The 15,058-nt window shown below is 62.7% G+C and carries 19 protein-coding genes; 12 read left to right on the forward strand and 7 right to left on the reverse strand.

From position 1 onward, the window contains the following. Nucleotides 1-7 precede the first annotated feature (7 nt). Entirely contained in the window at nt 8-898 is an 891-nt protein-coding gene (locus ACS8Y6_RS05310; RefSeq protein ID WP_440850522.1) for a LysR family transcriptional regulator, read from the forward strand. Nucleotides 899-1,453: 555 nt separating this feature from the next. Here ACS8Y6_RS05310 and ACS8Y6_RS05315 read toward each other — a convergent pair. Next, nucleotides 1,454-1,735: a hypothetical protein gene (locus tag ACS8Y6_RS05315; RefSeq protein WP_440855118.1), complete on the reverse strand. Its 282-nt coding sequence runs from the start codon at nt 1,733-1,735 to the stop codon at nt 1,454-1,456. Nucleotides 1,736-2,010: 275 nt separating this feature from the next. On the opposite strand from ACS8Y6_RS05315, the gene ACS8Y6_RS05320 reads away from it, so the two are divergent. Both ACS8Y6_RS05320 and ACS8Y6_RS05325 read left to right on the forward strand, forming a co-directional pair. After that, nucleotides 2,011-2,829 carry a type IV toxin-antitoxin system AbiEi family antitoxin domain-containing protein gene (locus tag ACS8Y6_RS05320; protein WP_440855119.1) on the forward strand — a complete coding sequence of 273 codons (819 nt, stop codon included), beginning with the start codon at nt 2,011-2,013 and terminating at the stop codon, nt 2,827-2,829. Beyond that, the gene (locus tag ACS8Y6_RS05325) at nt 2,813-3,739 is read left to right on the forward strand and encodes a nucleotidyl transferase AbiEii/AbiGii toxin family protein (protein WP_440855120.1); all 927 of its coding nucleotides are present in this window, start codon (nt 2,813-2,815) and stop codon (nt 3,737-3,739) included. The genes ACS8Y6_RS05320 and ACS8Y6_RS05325 overlap by 17 nt, the downstream gene beginning before the upstream one ends. A 48-nt stretch (nt 3,740-3,787) precedes the next feature. On the opposite strand, the gene ACS8Y6_RS05330 is transcribed toward ACS8Y6_RS05325, so the two are convergent. Next, nucleotides 3,788-3,991, reverse strand: a complete 204-nt coding sequence (locus tag ACS8Y6_RS05330; protein ID WP_353215225.1) for a DUF2188 domain-containing protein — start codon at nt 3,989-3,991, stop codon at nt 3,788-3,790. A gap of 364 nt (nt 3,992-4,355) precedes the next feature. Beyond that, a complete protein-coding gene (locus ACS8Y6_RS05335; protein WP_440855180.1) occupies nt 4,356-4,685 on the reverse strand; it encodes a helix-turn-helix transcriptional regulator in 330 nt (109 codons plus the stop codon). A gap of 321 nt (nt 4,686-5,006) precedes the next feature. On the opposite strand from ACS8Y6_RS05335, the gene radC reads away from it, so the two are divergent. Then, on the forward strand, nt 5,007-5,516 hold the full coding sequence (gene radC, locus ACS8Y6_RS05340; protein WP_440855121.1) for a RadC family protein: 510 nt from the start codon (nt 5,007-5,009) through the stop codon (nt 5,514-5,516). Between the two features lie 56 nt (nt 5,517-5,572). Here radC and ACS8Y6_RS05345 read toward each other — a convergent pair whose 3' ends face one another. From ACS8Y6_RS05345 to ACS8Y6_RS05360, 4 genes are all read right to left on the reverse strand, one after another. Then, nucleotides 5,573-6,022 (reverse strand): AAA family ATPase, encoded by a 450-nt coding sequence (locus ACS8Y6_RS05345; protein ID WP_440855122.1) that lies wholly within the window; start codon nt 6,020-6,022, stop codon nt 5,573-5,575. Then, nucleotides 6,012-7,156, reverse strand: a protein-coding gene (locus ACS8Y6_RS05350; RefSeq protein ID WP_440855123.1) for an IS3 family transposase whose coding sequence is annotated in 2 segments (ribosomal slippage) — nt 6,012-6,919 and nt 6,919-7,156 — 1,146 coding nt in all. Because the reading frame shifts where the segments join, the coding sequence is not laid out codon by codon here. The genes ACS8Y6_RS05345 and ACS8Y6_RS05350 overlap by 11 nt, the downstream gene beginning before the upstream one ends. Next, on the reverse strand, nt 7,131-9,023 hold the full coding sequence (locus tag ACS8Y6_RS05355; RefSeq protein WP_440855124.1) for an AAA family ATPase: 1,893 nt from the start codon (nt 9,021-9,023) through the stop codon (nt 7,131-7,133). The genes ACS8Y6_RS05350 and ACS8Y6_RS05355 overlap by 26 nt, the downstream gene beginning before the upstream one ends. A gap of 130 nt (nt 9,024-9,153) precedes the next feature. Continuing rightward, nucleotides 9,154-9,441: a helix-turn-helix domain-containing protein gene (locus ACS8Y6_RS05360; protein WP_440855125.1), complete on the reverse strand. Its 288-nt coding sequence runs from the start codon at nt 9,439-9,441 to the stop codon at nt 9,154-9,156. A gap of 180 nt (nt 9,442-9,621) precedes the next feature. On the opposite strand from ACS8Y6_RS05360, the gene ACS8Y6_RS05365 reads away from it, so the two are divergent. The 8 genes from ACS8Y6_RS05365 to ACS8Y6_RS05400 all read left to right on the forward strand — a co-directional run bounded on the left by ACS8Y6_RS05365 (nt 9,622) and on the right by ACS8Y6_RS05400 (nt 14,645). After that, a complete protein-coding gene (locus tag ACS8Y6_RS05365) occupies nt 9,622-10,074 on the forward strand; it encodes a DUF2958 domain-containing protein (protein WP_440855126.1) in 453 nt (150 codons plus the stop codon). Nucleotides 10,075-10,389: 315 nt separating this feature from the next. Beyond that, nucleotides 10,390-11,172, forward strand: coding sequence for a DNA -binding domain-containing protein (locus tag ACS8Y6_RS05370; RefSeq protein WP_440855127.1), 783 nt, complete (start codon nt 10,390-10,392; stop codon nt 11,170-11,172). Nucleotides 11,173-11,255: 83 nt separating this feature from the next. After that, the gene (locus tag ACS8Y6_RS05375) at nt 11,256-11,552 is read left to right on the forward strand and encodes a helix-turn-helix transcriptional regulator (RefSeq protein ID WP_440855128.1); all 297 of its coding nucleotides are present in this window, start codon (nt 11,256-11,258) and stop codon (nt 11,550-11,552) included. A 26-nt stretch (nt 11,553-11,578) separates the two neighbouring features. Next, complete coding sequence (locus ACS8Y6_RS05380) at nt 11,579-12,403, forward strand: replication initiator protein A (protein WP_440855129.1); 825 nt, start codon at nt 11,579-11,581, stop codon at nt 12,401-12,403. Between the two features lie 265 nt (nt 12,404-12,668). Further along, on the forward strand, nt 12,669-13,307 hold the full coding sequence (gene parA, locus ACS8Y6_RS05385) for a ParA family partition ATPase (RefSeq protein ID WP_440855181.1): 639 nt from the start codon (nt 12,669-12,671) through the stop codon (nt 13,305-13,307). Next, nucleotides 13,304-13,555: a chromosome partitioning protein ParB gene (locus ACS8Y6_RS05390; protein WP_440855130.1), complete on the forward strand. Its 252-nt coding sequence runs from the start codon at nt 13,304-13,306 to the stop codon at nt 13,553-13,555. Before parA ends, ACS8Y6_RS05390 begins: the two co-directional genes overlap by 4 nt. Then, on the forward strand, nt 13,552-14,085 hold the full coding sequence (locus ACS8Y6_RS05395) for a DUF2840 domain-containing protein (protein ID WP_440855131.1): 534 nt from the start codon (nt 13,552-13,554) through the stop codon (nt 14,083-14,085). The genes ACS8Y6_RS05390 and ACS8Y6_RS05395 overlap by 4 nt, the downstream gene beginning before the upstream one ends. Next, nucleotides 14,082-14,645: a S26 family signal peptidase gene (locus ACS8Y6_RS05400; protein WP_440855132.1), complete on the forward strand. Its 564-nt coding sequence runs from the start codon at nt 14,082-14,084 to the stop codon at nt 14,643-14,645. Before ACS8Y6_RS05395 ends, ACS8Y6_RS05400 begins: the two co-directional genes overlap by 4 nt. Nucleotides 14,646-15,058: the final 413 nt, after the last annotated feature.

A 15,058-nucleotide genomic window follows, 5' to 3' on the forward strand; every position in this document is an offset into this window, starting at 1 on the left:
TCGAACAATGAATCGTGCCGATCTTGCTGCATTACAGACTTTCGTGATGATCGCGGAGCAGGGCTCGCTACGCGGCGCGGCGAAATCGTTGGGCGTCAACCCGCCAGCGGTATCGCACCAGTTGAAGGCGTTCGAAACACGTCTCGGCACGTCGTTGTTCCACAGGACGACGAGATCGCTCACATTGACCGAGGCCGGACGGGCGTTGTTCGAAGGCAGCGGCCATCTACTGCAAGCCATCGAGCGGACAGTCGATGCCGTACGCGACCCGAGGCATGCGCAATCGGGCCGGCTTTGCCTCACGTTGCCTTTTCGGGCCTGGCAGCTGATCGTCGCGCCGCGGATGCGCGCGTTTCAATCAGCCTATCCCGGTATCGAACTCGACCTGACCATCGACGAAGCCCTGACCGATCTCGCCGCCCATGGATTTCATGCCGGTATTCGCCTGGGCGATCATCTGCAGGACAATCAGGTCGCGGTGCGGCTTTCCTCGTCGGAACCCGCGGCCTATGTCTCTTCTCCGGATTATCTCGACCGGCATGGTCTGCCGGCGGCGCCGCGCGACCTGCTCCAGCATGCCTGTATCCGCTATCGCCGAGCGAGCTCGGGGCGTATTGCCGAATGGCGTTTTCTGACAGCCGATGGTGCGATCACGGTCAACCCGGGTGGGGGACTGATACTCAATGACCTGCGAACCGTGGTCGACGCCGCACGCCAGGGTCTGGGGATCGGCTGGTCGCTCAAGCGAGGCGTGCAGGCGGATCTGGACGGCGGCGACCTGGTCCAGGTTCTGCAAGCCTTCACGCCCGCGCGCCCCGGATTTTTCCTCTACTTTCCACAATCGGCACGCCATCTCGGGCTCTTGCGCGCTTTTATCGAGCACTTTCGTCTGGCGTAAGGCGCTGCCGCCTCGTTGCATCCGGGGTTTGCCCGGTATCGCGGCAGCAAGTTCGCCGCGGGACCAGCCCGCCCCCGTGTCATCGGATATCCGAATATCGGGCTGCGTCGGTCGGGTTGCCAGACCATTCGGCGCACGCTTCGACCGCTTCCCTGCTAAAATCCGCGGCCAGCCCGGGTGGCGAAATAGGTAGACGCATGGGACTTAAAATCCCTTTTGTCAAGCCCCTGACGGTTGCGATGCGTGCGCGGAGAGCCAATAGATACAATGGATTGCAGGTTTTCCAGCGTTGGCTTCGTAGCGGTTTCCAGTCGCTAGGGGCCAGCTAGGAGCCAAGCGAAACTGGTGTAATATTTGACGTTCTGTGTCATGCCCGAGTGGTGGAATTGGTAGACACAAGGGACTTGAACAATTTGAGCCTTCGGGGGGAAACGCCCGAAGTGAAGCCCGTCAAAGTCGGCGAAAGCCCTGGATGCTCTGGCATCCGAGCCAACGCCGAGCCAAGCCCAAGCCAGCTCTACGGTTGGGAAGGTGTAGAGAGCAGACGGCGGGCACCTACGGCTGCAAGGCTATGGTGAAGGCGTGCTCCAGACCACGAACAGCGCACGCGCTGGCGGCGAAAGCCGAAGTGGTAAGAAAATCCCTTGCCGAAAGGCGTGCCGGTTCGATTCCGGCCTCGGGCACCAGCTTAGGCCCCGTCCCGTTCAGGGGCGGCAGCTGTTTTTTTTGTCGAGTGTTGCTGCGTTTGATCGCTGCCGATATCACGCAGTCGGTCTCTTCACCCTCGAACATCAGCGCAGCTTCTTCGACGCACCCGAAGTGGCTTCGGGTATTCATCTCCGCGGAAGATACACCTCTATGAGATTTCCGCGCCGAAGCTGATGCCGGGCGACATGAGCGTGCCGGTGCTGAGCACTTCGGTTTGACTGGCCTATCCAAGCCCACCTGTCGGCCCTCCATCTCGCATGCCACCTCGAGGCTAGCTAGCGCTCGTTAGTGGTCGCCAGGAAGTTCGCGGAATCCATAAAATAGGCACCAAGAGTGAGCAAAAATCGCCCTTTGCAAACCGCCAGGTCCTGGACAAGGTTCGCATTTAGTGTATTTTACTCACTATGAGTGAGCAAAAATCAGGAAATATAAACCGTCTGCTGGCCGGTCTGGATGACACCGGGTTGGTGTCCAGCCGGTGGCTACGAGCGCATGGCTACTCGAGCAGCCTGGTGGCGCGTTATGTGGCCAGTGGCTGGCTGGAGTCGCCGGCCCGCGGCGTCTACATGAGGAAAGGCGGGCGGTTGCAGTGGGAGGGCGTAGTGCGGTCCCTGCAGGGCAGGGAGGGCTTGTCCCTCCATGTCGGCGGGCGTTTCGCGCTGGCCTGGCAAGGTCACGAGCACTATCTGCGCCTGGGCGAGGCCGCCACGGTGACGCTGTATGGGCCAGACCGGTTCCCGGGTTGGGTGACCAAGCTGGCGCTGCCCGAACGTCTCGAGTTCTGTGGCAAAAGCCCCTTCGATTGGCCGGCCCTCCACTTTACGACCGATGTACCGGATCGCGTGCTGCTCGACCAGGGGTTGGAGCGACGTGACGCCGCCGGTGTTGGGGCCATCGTCTGTTCGACGCCGGAGCGCGCCATGCTGGAGCTGTGTGACGGTCCATCGGGCGCGGCGCTGGCGTATGAAGCCGATGCGCTGATGCAAGGCATGACCACCTTGAGGCCACAACGCGTCGGCTTGTTGCTTCGTCATTGTCGCAGTATCAAAGCCAAGCGCCTGTTTCTCGCTCTGGCGCGCAGGCACGAGCATGCGTGGTTGTCTCGGGTGCCCATGGACGACGTGGATCTCGGCCGTGGTAAACGCGCGCTGACGCCGAGCGGGCGGCTGGATCCGACCTACCAGATCACGCTGCCGGGAGACCTGGATGAGCACCTGGGATAAGCGCTACACCGGTCGCGTGCAGTTGCTGGTCGACATTCTGCCGATGCTGGCACGCGAACCGCGCTTCGCCTTGAAGGGCGGAACGGCGATCAACCTGTTCGAACACGATTTGCCCAGGCTGTCGGTGGACATCGACCTGGCTTGGTTGCCGGTGCACGATTTCGACGAGGACTCGACCCTGATCGCCGACGCGCTGGAGACGCTGGCCGATACGTTACGTGCCCGCCCCATGCACTTGAACGTGCAGACGTCGGCAAGCCAGGGAAGTGGCGGTGTCACGCGGCTGGTCGTCAGCCGCGGACGGGCGCGCGTACAGATCGAGACCACGCCGGTGATGCGTGGCACGGTGCATCCCGTCCGTGAGATGACGGTCAGACCGAAGGTGGAGGAGGCGTTCGGATTCGCGTCCGTGCAGGTGGTGGATTTCGCGGACCTCTATGCGGGCAAGCTGGCGGCCGCACTGTCGCGGCAGCATCCTCGCGACCTGTTCGATGTCGGTTTACTGCTGGATGACGAACGGGCCGACGGAACGCTTTGGCGCACTTTTCTGGTCTATCTGACGTGCAGCCCGAAACCGGTTTGGGAAATGCTGGCGCCACGAGAACCGGAGCGTTTTGAGGCGCTCTTCGATACCCACTTCAAGGGCATGACGGCCGAACCGGTGACCGCGATGCAGCTACTGCAACATCGGACAAGCCTGTTGAAGCGTGTCTCTGGCTGGCTGGATGAGCCTTCACGCGCTTTCCTGCAATCCGTGGAGCATGAGCAGCCGGATTTCAGCTTGATCGGTTTGCCCAACGCCCAGCATCTGCCTGGGGTCAAACGCAAGTTGCAGAATCTGGCTCGACGTTCCCCAGACAAACGACGGGCGGACCGCCTGCAACTTGAGCGGATGCTGAAGCGGATATAGCGAGTCGTGGATCGGGTAAGGAGCGGCCGGACGACCGGTCAGCGCTGATCAACCCTTACGCCATTTATCGGGGCTCCCTTTGGACGTGTGACGTACGCGCTCGATATGGGGTTTGGCGTCACCATGTTCCTTGGCCCAATCGATCCCCTCCCGCTGAGTATCGGTCACCGTGCTTGCCCGTTCGGCATCGGGGCGGCTGACCGAATACCGGCCGTCGGGGCGTTTTTCGACGTAGAACTTGTCTTTGCTCATGGATGGAACTCCCATTCGTTGAGATTCCACGACAATGGCACACGCGTACCGCTCTCCCTCTGTCCTGCCATTTTTCGAGGGCTCACAACCTGCTCGATGTCGTGGGCAGTGAGATTGGGCTCGAAAACACAATATGTAGTGGTTTTCACAACCTAACCTACAAGATATCCGCCAGTGCCTTGAATTGCAAGACGCAGTGTCAGGGGCCTCTCGGGAAAGTCAGGTGGGCGTTCAGCGCTTGGGAGCTTGTTCCAAAGAGGGTGATCTTGACGCTCAGAACGCTCCCATGTGCCCGAGTTTCGGCCCTTTGCTCTCAGTTGATCAGGTTGCCGGCAGATTGGTCATGTCTGATTGGTCCGGATGATCAACCTCGGCGGCGTGCATGAGTTGGCCGCACGGGTCTGTACTGGCGGCGCCTGACGTCCGGGCCGGGAACAGTCTTTTCGTCACCGGATCGGGAGGCTGTTTTCCGAGCTCCGACCCAGGCTTCAACTTCTTCCAGATCCCAAACCACACAGCGGGCGGTGAGCCGGAAGCGCCGGGGAAACTCGCCACGTTTTTCCATTTCATAGATGGTGCTCTCGGCGAGCTGCACGATCTGATGCAGCTCACGGCGGCGAATCGTCCGGCGAAAGGGCAGGGGCGGCACTGCGGGAAATTGCGACAACTTGCTGTAGCGAAGCCCAGCGTAGATGCGGTTCGTATCCCGGCGTTCCGCCGTCGGGCTCGCGGGCTGCGCCCCGTGCCTCGTGTCGAGTCACGGCCTCCGGCTTTGATCCCTGATATCTCCGGCCCCATGGGCCTGCGCGCTCCGCTTGCCGTGCGTTGGGAGAGGTGGCGGGTGGGGGCGGACTTGCTGTTTCCCTTCACCGTATCACGGCGTTCTCGCCGTCAAGGGCTGCGCGTGCGTGATGCACGCTGGCGGCCATGGCCGTCTGCGACCCCGTGACGGCTTGCGCTGCGCCGTGCTGGCGCCGGTTCCGGGCAATTCCGCCCGAGCAACCGGAGCACGATCATGTCGCAACTTTCCCTTTCACTCGATACCTCGCCGTTACTGGTGCGTGACGACCAGGGGCACTATCGGCCCGCGACGGTCGACCAGATTCTGGCGGCGGCACGACAGGCCATTGATCAGAAGATGCAGCGTGGTGCGGCGTTCAGCTCCCCGGCGGCGGTCAAGGAATACCTCCGTACCAAGTTGGCGGGGCTCGATCACGAAGTGTTCGCCGTTCTATTCCTCGATACCCGGCACCGGCTGATCGAATACGTCGAGATGTTTCGCGGCACCATCGATGGTGCGTCGGTGCACCCGCGTGAAGTGGTCAAGGAAGCGCTGCGGTTCAATGCAGCGGCGGTCATCTTCAGCCATCCACATCCGAGCGGGAATCCCGAGCCGAGCCAGGCCGACAGAACGATCACCAGCCGGCTCAGGGAGGCGCTGGCGCTGGTCGAAATACGCACGCTGGATCACATCGTTGTCGGCGGCAACGACATCGTCTCGTTCGCCGAGCGGGGGTTGCTCTGACTTCGGGGGCTTCGGCCCCCTTTTTGCTGCGTCCTGCGTTGTAGCTCCAGCTTTAATCAGGGTTCCGTCAGCCCCATTTTCAAACGGTAGTGGTCGGGATGGCCGGCTGCCTGAAAAACAGCCTCCAGCTTGGCGAGGTAATAGGCAATGTCGAACTGGCTCCAGTCGACGTGGGCGATGTTGGTCTCGTCCCGGTGAGAGCCTCGGTTCAAGAAGCGCTCCAAGGGACGAAAGGCTCCATCCTCCGCAGATAACTGCTGCAGGATTTCTTCGAATCGCTTGGTGTTGCCCGTGAAGGCAAAGAAGTTCTCCAAGATGCACCGCATGGTATTGGGTACCACCTGGATGCGTACCAATCCCGCTTTGGCATCCTGCATTACGTGCCAGAGTGCATCGTAATCGTTGACGAAATCGCGGGCGTCCATCGGCACAACGTGACTGTGCTCGCTCTTGATCACGCGTATCAGTTTGAATCGACCAGGGTTCCGTAGACGCTCACGAGCCACTTTCTAGGAACCGCCTTTCGTACTCTACCGGCGACAGCCCCTGGTTGCTGCCGTGCTGACGCCGCGGGTTGTAGAACATCTCGATGTAGTCGAACACATCGCTCGCCGCGTCGGCCCGGGTCGTGTAGATCCGGCGCTTGATCCGCTCGCGTTTGAGCAACTGAAAGAAGCTCTCGGCCACTGCATTGTCGTGGCAGTTACCGCGCCGGCTCATGCTGCAGACGATGCCATGTGCCTTCAGGAACGCCTGCCAGTCACCTCCGGTGAACTGACTGCCTTGATCGGAATGCAGCATCAGACCTCGCGCCGGCTTTCGCCGCCATACCGCCAGCGTCAGCGCCTGAAGCACCAAGTCGGTGTGCATGGTCGATTGCATCGACCAGCCAACCACGCGTCGCGAAAACAGGTCCAGCACCACGGCCAGGAACAGCCACCCTTCGTGCGTGCGGATGTAGGTGATGTCCGTGACCCAGTGGGTATTGGGTGCATCGACGGCAAACTGGCGTTGCAGCCGGTTGGGCGCCACCGTGGCCGGCGGGCCACCACGCGGCTTGGGCCGCCTTCCGTACCCTACCTGGGCGCGCAGGCCGGCCAGTTTCATGAGTCGCGCCACGCGATGACGGCTGCAGCGCTCACCCAGGTCGCGCAGGTCGGTGGTGACCTTGCGGTAACCGTAGACCGCTCCGCTTTCCAGCCAGGACAGCTTGATCAGCCCCGTCAGGCGACGATCCTCCCTGGCTCGCGCACTCGCCGGTTGCTTCAGCCAGGCGTAGTAGCCGCTGGGGTGCACGCCCAGCACCCGGCACATGCTGCGCAGCCGAAACTGGTGGGCATGGTCTTTCATGAAGGCGTACTTCACCCGGACTGCTTGGCAAAGTACGCGGCGGCCTTTTTTAGGATGTCGCGCTCCTCGGTGACCCGACGCAACTCGGCTTTCACCCGGCGCAGCTCCGCCGCCTGATCCGACGCTCCATGCGCTGCGCCGTTGGTCTCGCCATGGCGCCTGATCCACGCATACAAGCTGTGCGTGGTGATTCCCAACCGGTCTGCCACCTCAGCCACCCGATGGCCACGCTCGGTCACCTGCTTGACCGCCGCAACCTTGAACTCATCCGTATACCGCTTGCCGCTCATGGACACCTCCGTCGTAGCCATACAGTATGGCTCTGAGGCGTCTACAAGACCCTGGTCGATTCAGTTGGCATTTGTCGCTAGCCTTTGCCAAGTTCCTCCCGGCGATTTGGTACACCAATTCGTGCAAGAAGAAGAGGTTGTGAGTCAGAACGATGACCTGCCGCACCTTCTGTCCGCCTGGCGGCTTGATGAGCTCGTGGCAGATCATCGACGCGATGTCGTAGACGAAATTGTGGGACAGGCTGGAAACCGGGTCATCGATGACCACAATCGTCCTACCGATATCGACCGCTGCCCCTTGCTCCCTGGAGCCTTTCAGGAATTCGATGAAGTAGAGAAAGGAAATCAGGGTCTTCTCTCCCTCACTCAGTGATTGAGCGCTGCTCTCGCCGTGGGCTGGACGTTCCAAGCAATACAGGCTGCCTTCACCAGGTTTGCGGGCGATTGAGAAGGAGTCAATGCCCAGTGCCTTCAGCCGCTCGTTGATGGACGCCACCGATGCATCTACGCCTTCCTGCTTCTTGCGTAGCTCGGTGAGAGCGTCGACATGGCCGGCTTCCAAGGACCCGGCCTCGCGGTCCGTAGTTTGTGCCTCCGCCAGTTGCTGGTTGAGTGGAGCAATGTGGGCGTCATAGGCCCTATAGACATCAAGGCGGTCGCGGCACATGGTCTTCCAGAATGCTTCTCGAATCGCATTGCGCTCGGCGTCCTTGTTCCGGATTCGCTGATTGAAAGCGTCAATTCGAGTATTGAGCGCCGATAACGAGTCCTGCATTGGCTGCAGGTCGGCCGGGGCAATCTCCATCGATTCCGAGGGAGAGGCCTGCTTCAGTCGCATGGTGGCGAGGTTTGCCTTCAAGAGGGCATGCACCGCATCCCATGTCGCTTTCAAGTCAGTCTCTTGGGAGAGGGGTTCGGCCAGCGCCCTGTCTACCGATGTTTTCAGGGTCTGGATAGCAGATTCGTAAGCGGCGATGTGCGCGTCGATGAGGTCGATTTTTTGTTGACGATCCCCGTCCAGCAGCTTGGCCAATTCATCCAGGAAATCGTGGGGCAATCCTTGCTGGCAGAACGGGCATTGATCGTCGTGCACGAATGCGCGGCCCTTGCTCAGCCAGTCCCCATTGCCTAGTTTCTCTACGAGGGGCGCAAGGCGGCTCTCGCCGGAAACTTCCACGCGCTCCTTCCAGACGCTGTCCTTCTCGATGGCTGAAAATGCACCCAATGCAAAGTGATGGGTGCTTTTTGACGTCTCCTCCCCGGAAATATCAGCCAAACGCTTGGCCAAGCTGCCGAGATCGTCCAGAGCCTCGTCATCCGATGTCTCATAATTGCGCAGGTCATCGAAGAATTTCTGTGCGCCTCGGCCGTACCCCGTGAGGAAGCTATCGAATGTGCCTTTATCGTGAGCCTTGTAGACAGTCCAAACTGCTTCCTTGGCATCGTTCAGCGCCGTTGCTAACTCGCCGTTGATGCGTGTGATATCCCGCTGCGCAGCCTCACGCGTGTTCCGGACATCTTGAAGCGAGTGTTCGTGCTCTTCGATCTGCCGCTGAGTCTCGGTATCCAATTCGCCGATGGTGAAGATGCCAGGCATACCTTCGGCTTCACCGATCACCGACTGCACAAAGTGGTGGTTGTAAACCAGATAGCGGAAAGGGCCGCCCTGAGTCGTCTCCACCCGGCATGCATGAAACTCGGCATCGCCAATGTCGCGCCCGTGGACTACTTCCCCAATCGCCGTCTTTCCGGCTCCGTTGAGGCCATAGAAGAACACCGGCTTCTGTGTTGCCGTTTCAAGCGTGATAGTGACGGGAGTTGTTGGGTGAAAGCTCTTGTAGTCTTGGATGATGATGTCCCTGATCATTGTTCCCCTCCCATAGGGACATTGATGGCAGCACTCATCATGCACGACTGAGTCGTATGCGAATCACGGTTACCACGTTTTCGCATTGCGACTACTACCGAGCTTCCATCTGCTCTTGGCCGACAAGCTGTCAGTCAGAATGGATTCCGAGCCCTTCTGCTTCTCGCCGTACCTGCTCCAAAAGCTTATCGAGTTGTTGCGCGCTGTCGCCAGCATAGGCCAGCGTCAGCAGCGTGAGCGGATGCACGTCCATGACCTCGCACAGCTCGGCCAGCTTGCTGAGGGTCGGGCTTTTCAGGTCGCGCTCCAGGGTGCTCATGTAGGTACGGCTCGACACGTCGGAGAACGCTTCCTGGCTCAAACCACGCGCTTTCCTGACCGTCTTCAATGCTTTCGCCAACGAGTACCCGGTTGCCACCTGTGGTTTTCCCTCAAAAACCAAGATGACAGCTCATTGCGTACTATAGAGCTACAATCTATAGTGTTCATTTGTTGTAGGCCTGTGCTTTCGTGCTTCTACGGAAATCCGCTTTTGCGGATGGCCTCAGTCCCACTGAGTCGTATCCGTGTCGTTCCTGATTTCCACTCACGCGCCTTCATGCTTCTGCATCTCTGCGGATTCGCGGGCTTACGCATGTGTACTTCCGTGCGCAAGCACGAATGCAGTTCGCCGGCTTTGTACATCCGAGGAAGGCGCACGGCCATGACGACCCTCATCACCGAGGAACAGCGCACGCAACTGCTCGCCAATGGCCGGGACCGCGCCGCAGGCCAAGGCATCGACCCACGGCCTGTCGTGCGATTGTTCACACCGGATGCTCACGTGACTTGGCTGCTGACGGAACTCGACCCGGCGGACGGCGATACGGCGTACGGGCTATGCGATCTTGGCTTGGGAATGCCGGGCCTGGGGCATGTGAAACTGTCCGAATTGGCCTCTATCGTCGGCCCGCGCCAGCAGCCGGTCATGCGGGATCGCTACTTTCGGACGACGCGTCGCTTGTCCGAGTATGTCCGTCTGGCCCAGCAAAACGGCTCGATCATCGATTGAGTGATCTCGGGCGCATCATGGCTGTTTCCGTCATGTTTCAGGCCGCTACGGCCTGAATCCGCATTCTTGTTTTTTCGTAGTGCCACTCTGACCTGATCGGTCGGGATCGCCCGTGTCTGCCGTGGCAGGGTGGGGGAGCCGCATGCCATTTGGTGGTATCGCGGCCGTCGCTACTGGACGAGGTCGGCGAGGTATCGGAGCTTGAGGCATTCGATACAGGGTCAGCTTGACCGACTGATGTGACGATTCGAGGATGGGACGGAGGTCCCATGCCATGCCCGTGGCGACGCTGCCTGTACGACAGGAGCGTATGCCATGGCCGATCAGCCTGTGGTGGCGGCCCGCTTTCCGGCCGCCGCCTATCTCTACGTGCTGCACCTGGATGGGCCCGCTCTGGCCTGGGAGTATCTGCGGCGCCATCCCGACTATCAGGCTGACTGGCGGCGGCGCCGGCGGCCCGCGGCGGCACGGTCATGGGGGCTGCGTCTGTTCGAGGATCCGACACGGGATGCGCGTGATGCCCATCCGCTGTGGTTCCCTGCTGACCCGACCATCTTGCAACTCCATCCCGATGCCGATCCCATGCCCAACGGGCCGGTCTTCGACCTCTGGCGCATGCCGGGCCGCAAAGGGCTGATCCACGACGGGCTCCGGCTGCGAATGACGGTGGCGTGGCCCGGTATCTGCCTGCGGTTGGTCCTCGCATCGGGCTTGGCGGCGGCGCAAGCCTATGTCTGCGCCGTACGGGCTGCGTCCTATCGCACCTGCCAGGCCTGGATAGAGGCGCTGGCCCAATTGGACCTCGATCCGCCCCTGGCGCAGACAAGCCCACGCCCCACGGCCGCCCAATTGCTGGAGCTGCATACCCTGCAGGCTCTTGATGTCAGTCTGGCCGGCGCTTCGTTGCGTGAGGTGGCCGGCGTGGTGCTCGGCGCCGATACGGTGGCCACGCAATGGCACGCGGACAGCGCCTTGCGCGCCCGGGTCCGGCGGTTGGTGCGTCGGGGACGGGAACTGATGGGCGGCGGCTACCGCCGGCTGGCACAGCTTCCACCCCTTGAACAGGGACGTTCCGCGGCCCCTGCACAACGTCCCTGAGCAGCGCGCCCGTTCTTCTTGAGACTGCCTCCATCCGGCCATTCAGAGATGGCCGTCGATCCCGAACGATGGAGGACTATCCGATGCGTCCCGCACCCGTCAGACCCGCTTCGGCACACACGGCCACGCCGCAGTCACCCGACACCGCGCACCCACCGCGTTACCTCACCAACGACGAGGCCGCGGCCTATCTGCGGTTGTCGCCGCGCACGCTGGAGAAGCAGCGGGTGATCGGTGGCGGGCCGCGCTTTCGCAAGTTCGGCCGGCGCGTCATGTACGCCCGAGCCGATCTCGATGCCTGGGCCGACAGCCGCAGCTTCGAGGCCACCTCCGATCCCGAATACGCCGAGCGCCACTCGGCCGACAGCCGTGCGCGCTGATCCGCGGCGCGGTGGCGTCCCGTCCGATGTCTCCCCGCAGGGAACAGTTGGAGCTGTTCCGCGCGCTGCCGGGCGACATGGCACCACGCGACGTGCAGGATCTGATGGCCTATCCGTTCTTCTCGTTGGCCAAGTCACGGCGTATCCGGCCGATCGACTACCGTGCCGGCGGCGTGACCGTACGGGTCGAAAGCACGGCCGAGCATGGCATCGCCACCATCTGGGACGCGGATATCCTGATTTGGGCGGCCAGCCAGATCGTCGAGGCCCGCGATGCCGGCATTGCGACCTCGCGACTGATGCGAGTCACGCCCTACGAAATTCTGCGCTTCATCGGGCGCGGGGTATCGCGGCGCGACTACCAGCGCCTGAAGGCCGCGCTGGATCGCCTGCAGGCGACCACCATCGCCACCTCCATCCGGGAAAGCACCGGCCGGCGCTTGCACCGCTTTTCCTGGATCAACGAATGGAAGGAGCGCACCGATGCCTGCGGCCGGCCGTTGGGCATCGAACTGATCCTGGCGGACTGGTTCTACGCCGGCGTGGTCGATGCCGCGCTGGTGCTGACCATCGACCCGGCGTACTTCCGGCTCACCGGCGGCATCGAGCGCTGGCTGTACCGCCTGGTGCGCAAGCACGGCGGCAGGCAGCCGGACGGCTGGCAATTCGACTTCCGGCACCTGTATCGCAAATCCGGCAGCATGGCAAAACCCTACGACTTTGCCTGCGACCTGCGCGCGCTGGTCGCACGGCAGTCACTGCCCGGCTATGTGCTCGGCATCGAGCGGATGCCGGACGACGGAACGGAGCTGCTGACCTTCCGGCCCGTGCCACTCACGGCACGGGGATAACGCGGGGAAAACCTGTGAATCGCCTCGTGCTATCAGGCGTGCGGGGTATCGTGCTATCGGGCGTGTCCCACTCGTGCTATCAGGCGTGCGAAATCGTCGCAAAGCCAATAACGGTGCGGGTTTCAGCCGCTTCTAACTTACTAACGATAAAAACACTAACCAGTAGTAAGCGTGCACCATTTCGGTGGACAACCGCGAAACGGCACGGCGAACAGCGTTTTGCATGGCAAGCAGCGTCCGACTTTTCGGCAAGGAGCACTGCGCCATGATTGTCGCGCTACTCAACCAGAAGGGCGGCGTGGGCAAGACCACGCGGGCCACCCATATCGCGGGCGAACTCGCCTTGCGCGGTCAGCGCGTCATGTTGCTCGATGCCGACCCGCAGGGCTCTGCGCTGGATTGGACCCAACGGCGCAGCCAGCAGAGACTACCGCGGTTGTTCGGGGCGGTGGGGCTGGCGTGCGAAACCTTGCACCAGGAAGTGCCGGATCTGGCGCGTCGCTGCGATCACCTGGTGATCGACGGTCCGCCGCGCATTGCCGCCCTGGCGCGCTCGGCCCTGTTGGCTGCCGAACGTGTCCTGATTCCGGTCCAACCCAGCCCCTACGACCTGTGGGCCAGCGCCGAGATGGTGGCCTTGGTCCGCGAGGCGCAGGTATTCCGACCCGCCTTGCAGGCGGCCGTCGTCATCAACCGTCGCGTGGTGCGCACAGTCATCGGTCGCGAAGCGCACAAAGCCCTGGCGGATCAGCCGCTGCCCGCACTGCGGCCGGAGGTCTGCCAGCGCATCGTTTTCGCCGACAGCGTGGCCGCCGGTCGGGTGGCGCGCGAGGTGGCGCCCGGCAGCGCCGCCGCGCGCGAGATCGGTGTCTTGGTCGACGAGCTGCTGCGAGGCCAGCCATGAGCGGGGGACGCGGCAAACGCATTGCGATCGGTGCCCGTCCGCCGGCCAGCCCGCGGGCCGAGGCCTGGGTGCGTCAGGGGGACGCCGGTGAACCGCAGAAATGCGATCTCTACACCGCGCGCCTGACCCTCGACATCACCCCGGCGCTGCGTGCGCGCATCAAGATCGCGGCCTTCACGCAGGACACGACGGTGGCCGAGCTGTTGCGCGCACTGCTGGCACGCGAGTTTCCGGAGGACATGCCATGATGCACTCGATACCGGCGGCGGTGACACCCATGCCGCCTGAACCACATGCCCGAGCAGGTTTGATGGACGACACGCCGTTGACGCGGGTGTCCCTCGTCCATGTGCCACAGCGCCTCGCGGTGTCCCTGCGCTTTGGTGCGCCGGCGCGCGTGGAGCATTTGGAGCGCTCGCGACGGGTGGCATGGTTCCGGTCTGGGGCCATCTTCGGCCGCCTTTATTGGCGCGCCAATGCCTACGGCACGGTGCGCCGGCAGCTCATGGTGCTGCAGGCCAGCGGCCTGTGGCATGAGGCCCAGCGCATCCCAGGCGTGCGGCCCGGGGCACGCGTGCTGCTGCGGGCCGAGGGGCTGAAGACGGTGCATACCGTGCTGATGCTGATCGACGCCATCGAGGCGCAAGGCATCGCCTTGCCGAACGTCGCGCCCACGTATTGGCGGACGCTCGGCAACCGGCTTGCGGCACATCAGCCGTTGCCGGTCTACAGCGCCGAGCGGCATGCCGTCTGGCGGACGGGGAGGAGGCTGCAATGACGTCTGGATCACACCTCTTGCCGCGTTCGCAGCGGCGGACTCGACTCATCCTGGTCGGACTGGCCATAGGTGGCTTGGCCGCACTGGCCTGGGCCACGTTCGGGGCGCCAGTGCCACGACTGGTCTACAACCCGTCCGACAGTGTTCCGGTGGGGTGGTACGCCGTGCATCCGTTTGTCCGTGGGGCCCATGCCATTTCGGTGGACAGCGTCGTGCTGGCCTGGTTGCCGCACGCGGCGGCCGTATTGGCGGCGCGGCGCGACTACCTGCCTCGGCAGGTGCCTTTGCTCAAGCCGGTGGCGGCGGTGGCGCCAGAGAAAGTGTGTGTCACAGGTGGGGTGGTGCGCATCGACGGTCGGCCCGTTGCCGCCGTGTTGTCTGTCGATGGGCGTGGCCGTCCGCTGCACGCCTGGAATCATTGCCGACGCCTTCATGCCGGCGAGTTGTTTCTGCTCAGCACGTCCAATCCGGCGTCGTACGACAGCCGCTATTTCGGTCCGGTACGTACCTCGGCCGTGCTCGGTATTGCGCACCCCATCTGGCTGGAGAAGCAGCCATGAGGCACGTCGACGCCTTGTACATCGTCGAGTCATCCCGGGTGCCATTTCGTGGTCAGGTGCCGTGTCGTCGCACATGCCCTGAAGTCGCGTGTGCGCTGTATGTCGCGCGGCATGCGGTGCGCGCTTCCCACGTGCAGACATCTTGCCTTCCGTCCCCGGCGGGCCGCGCCGACGGCGTCGGCCGGCGAGCCGGCGACACGCCAAGCCGCAGCAAAGAGCCACCGGTGTTCGGAGCGAGGGCGAGGAGCCAGGGCGGAAGGCAAGATAAAAGGTCGCGGCACGCCGTGACACGAAAGGCCGGTCTGCACGTGGGGGTGGCGCGGCACGCGCCGGGGGTATCCGCGTGCCGCGCGTGTCCGCAACGCCGCATGGGCGTTGGCGAAAGCGCGTGCTTCGTCCGCCTGACTACGCTG

The organism is Salinisphaera sp. RV14 (assembly GCF_052044135.1).
Classification (GTDB): Bacteria; Pseudomonadota; Gammaproteobacteria; order Nevskiales; family Salinisphaeraceae; genus Salinisphaera.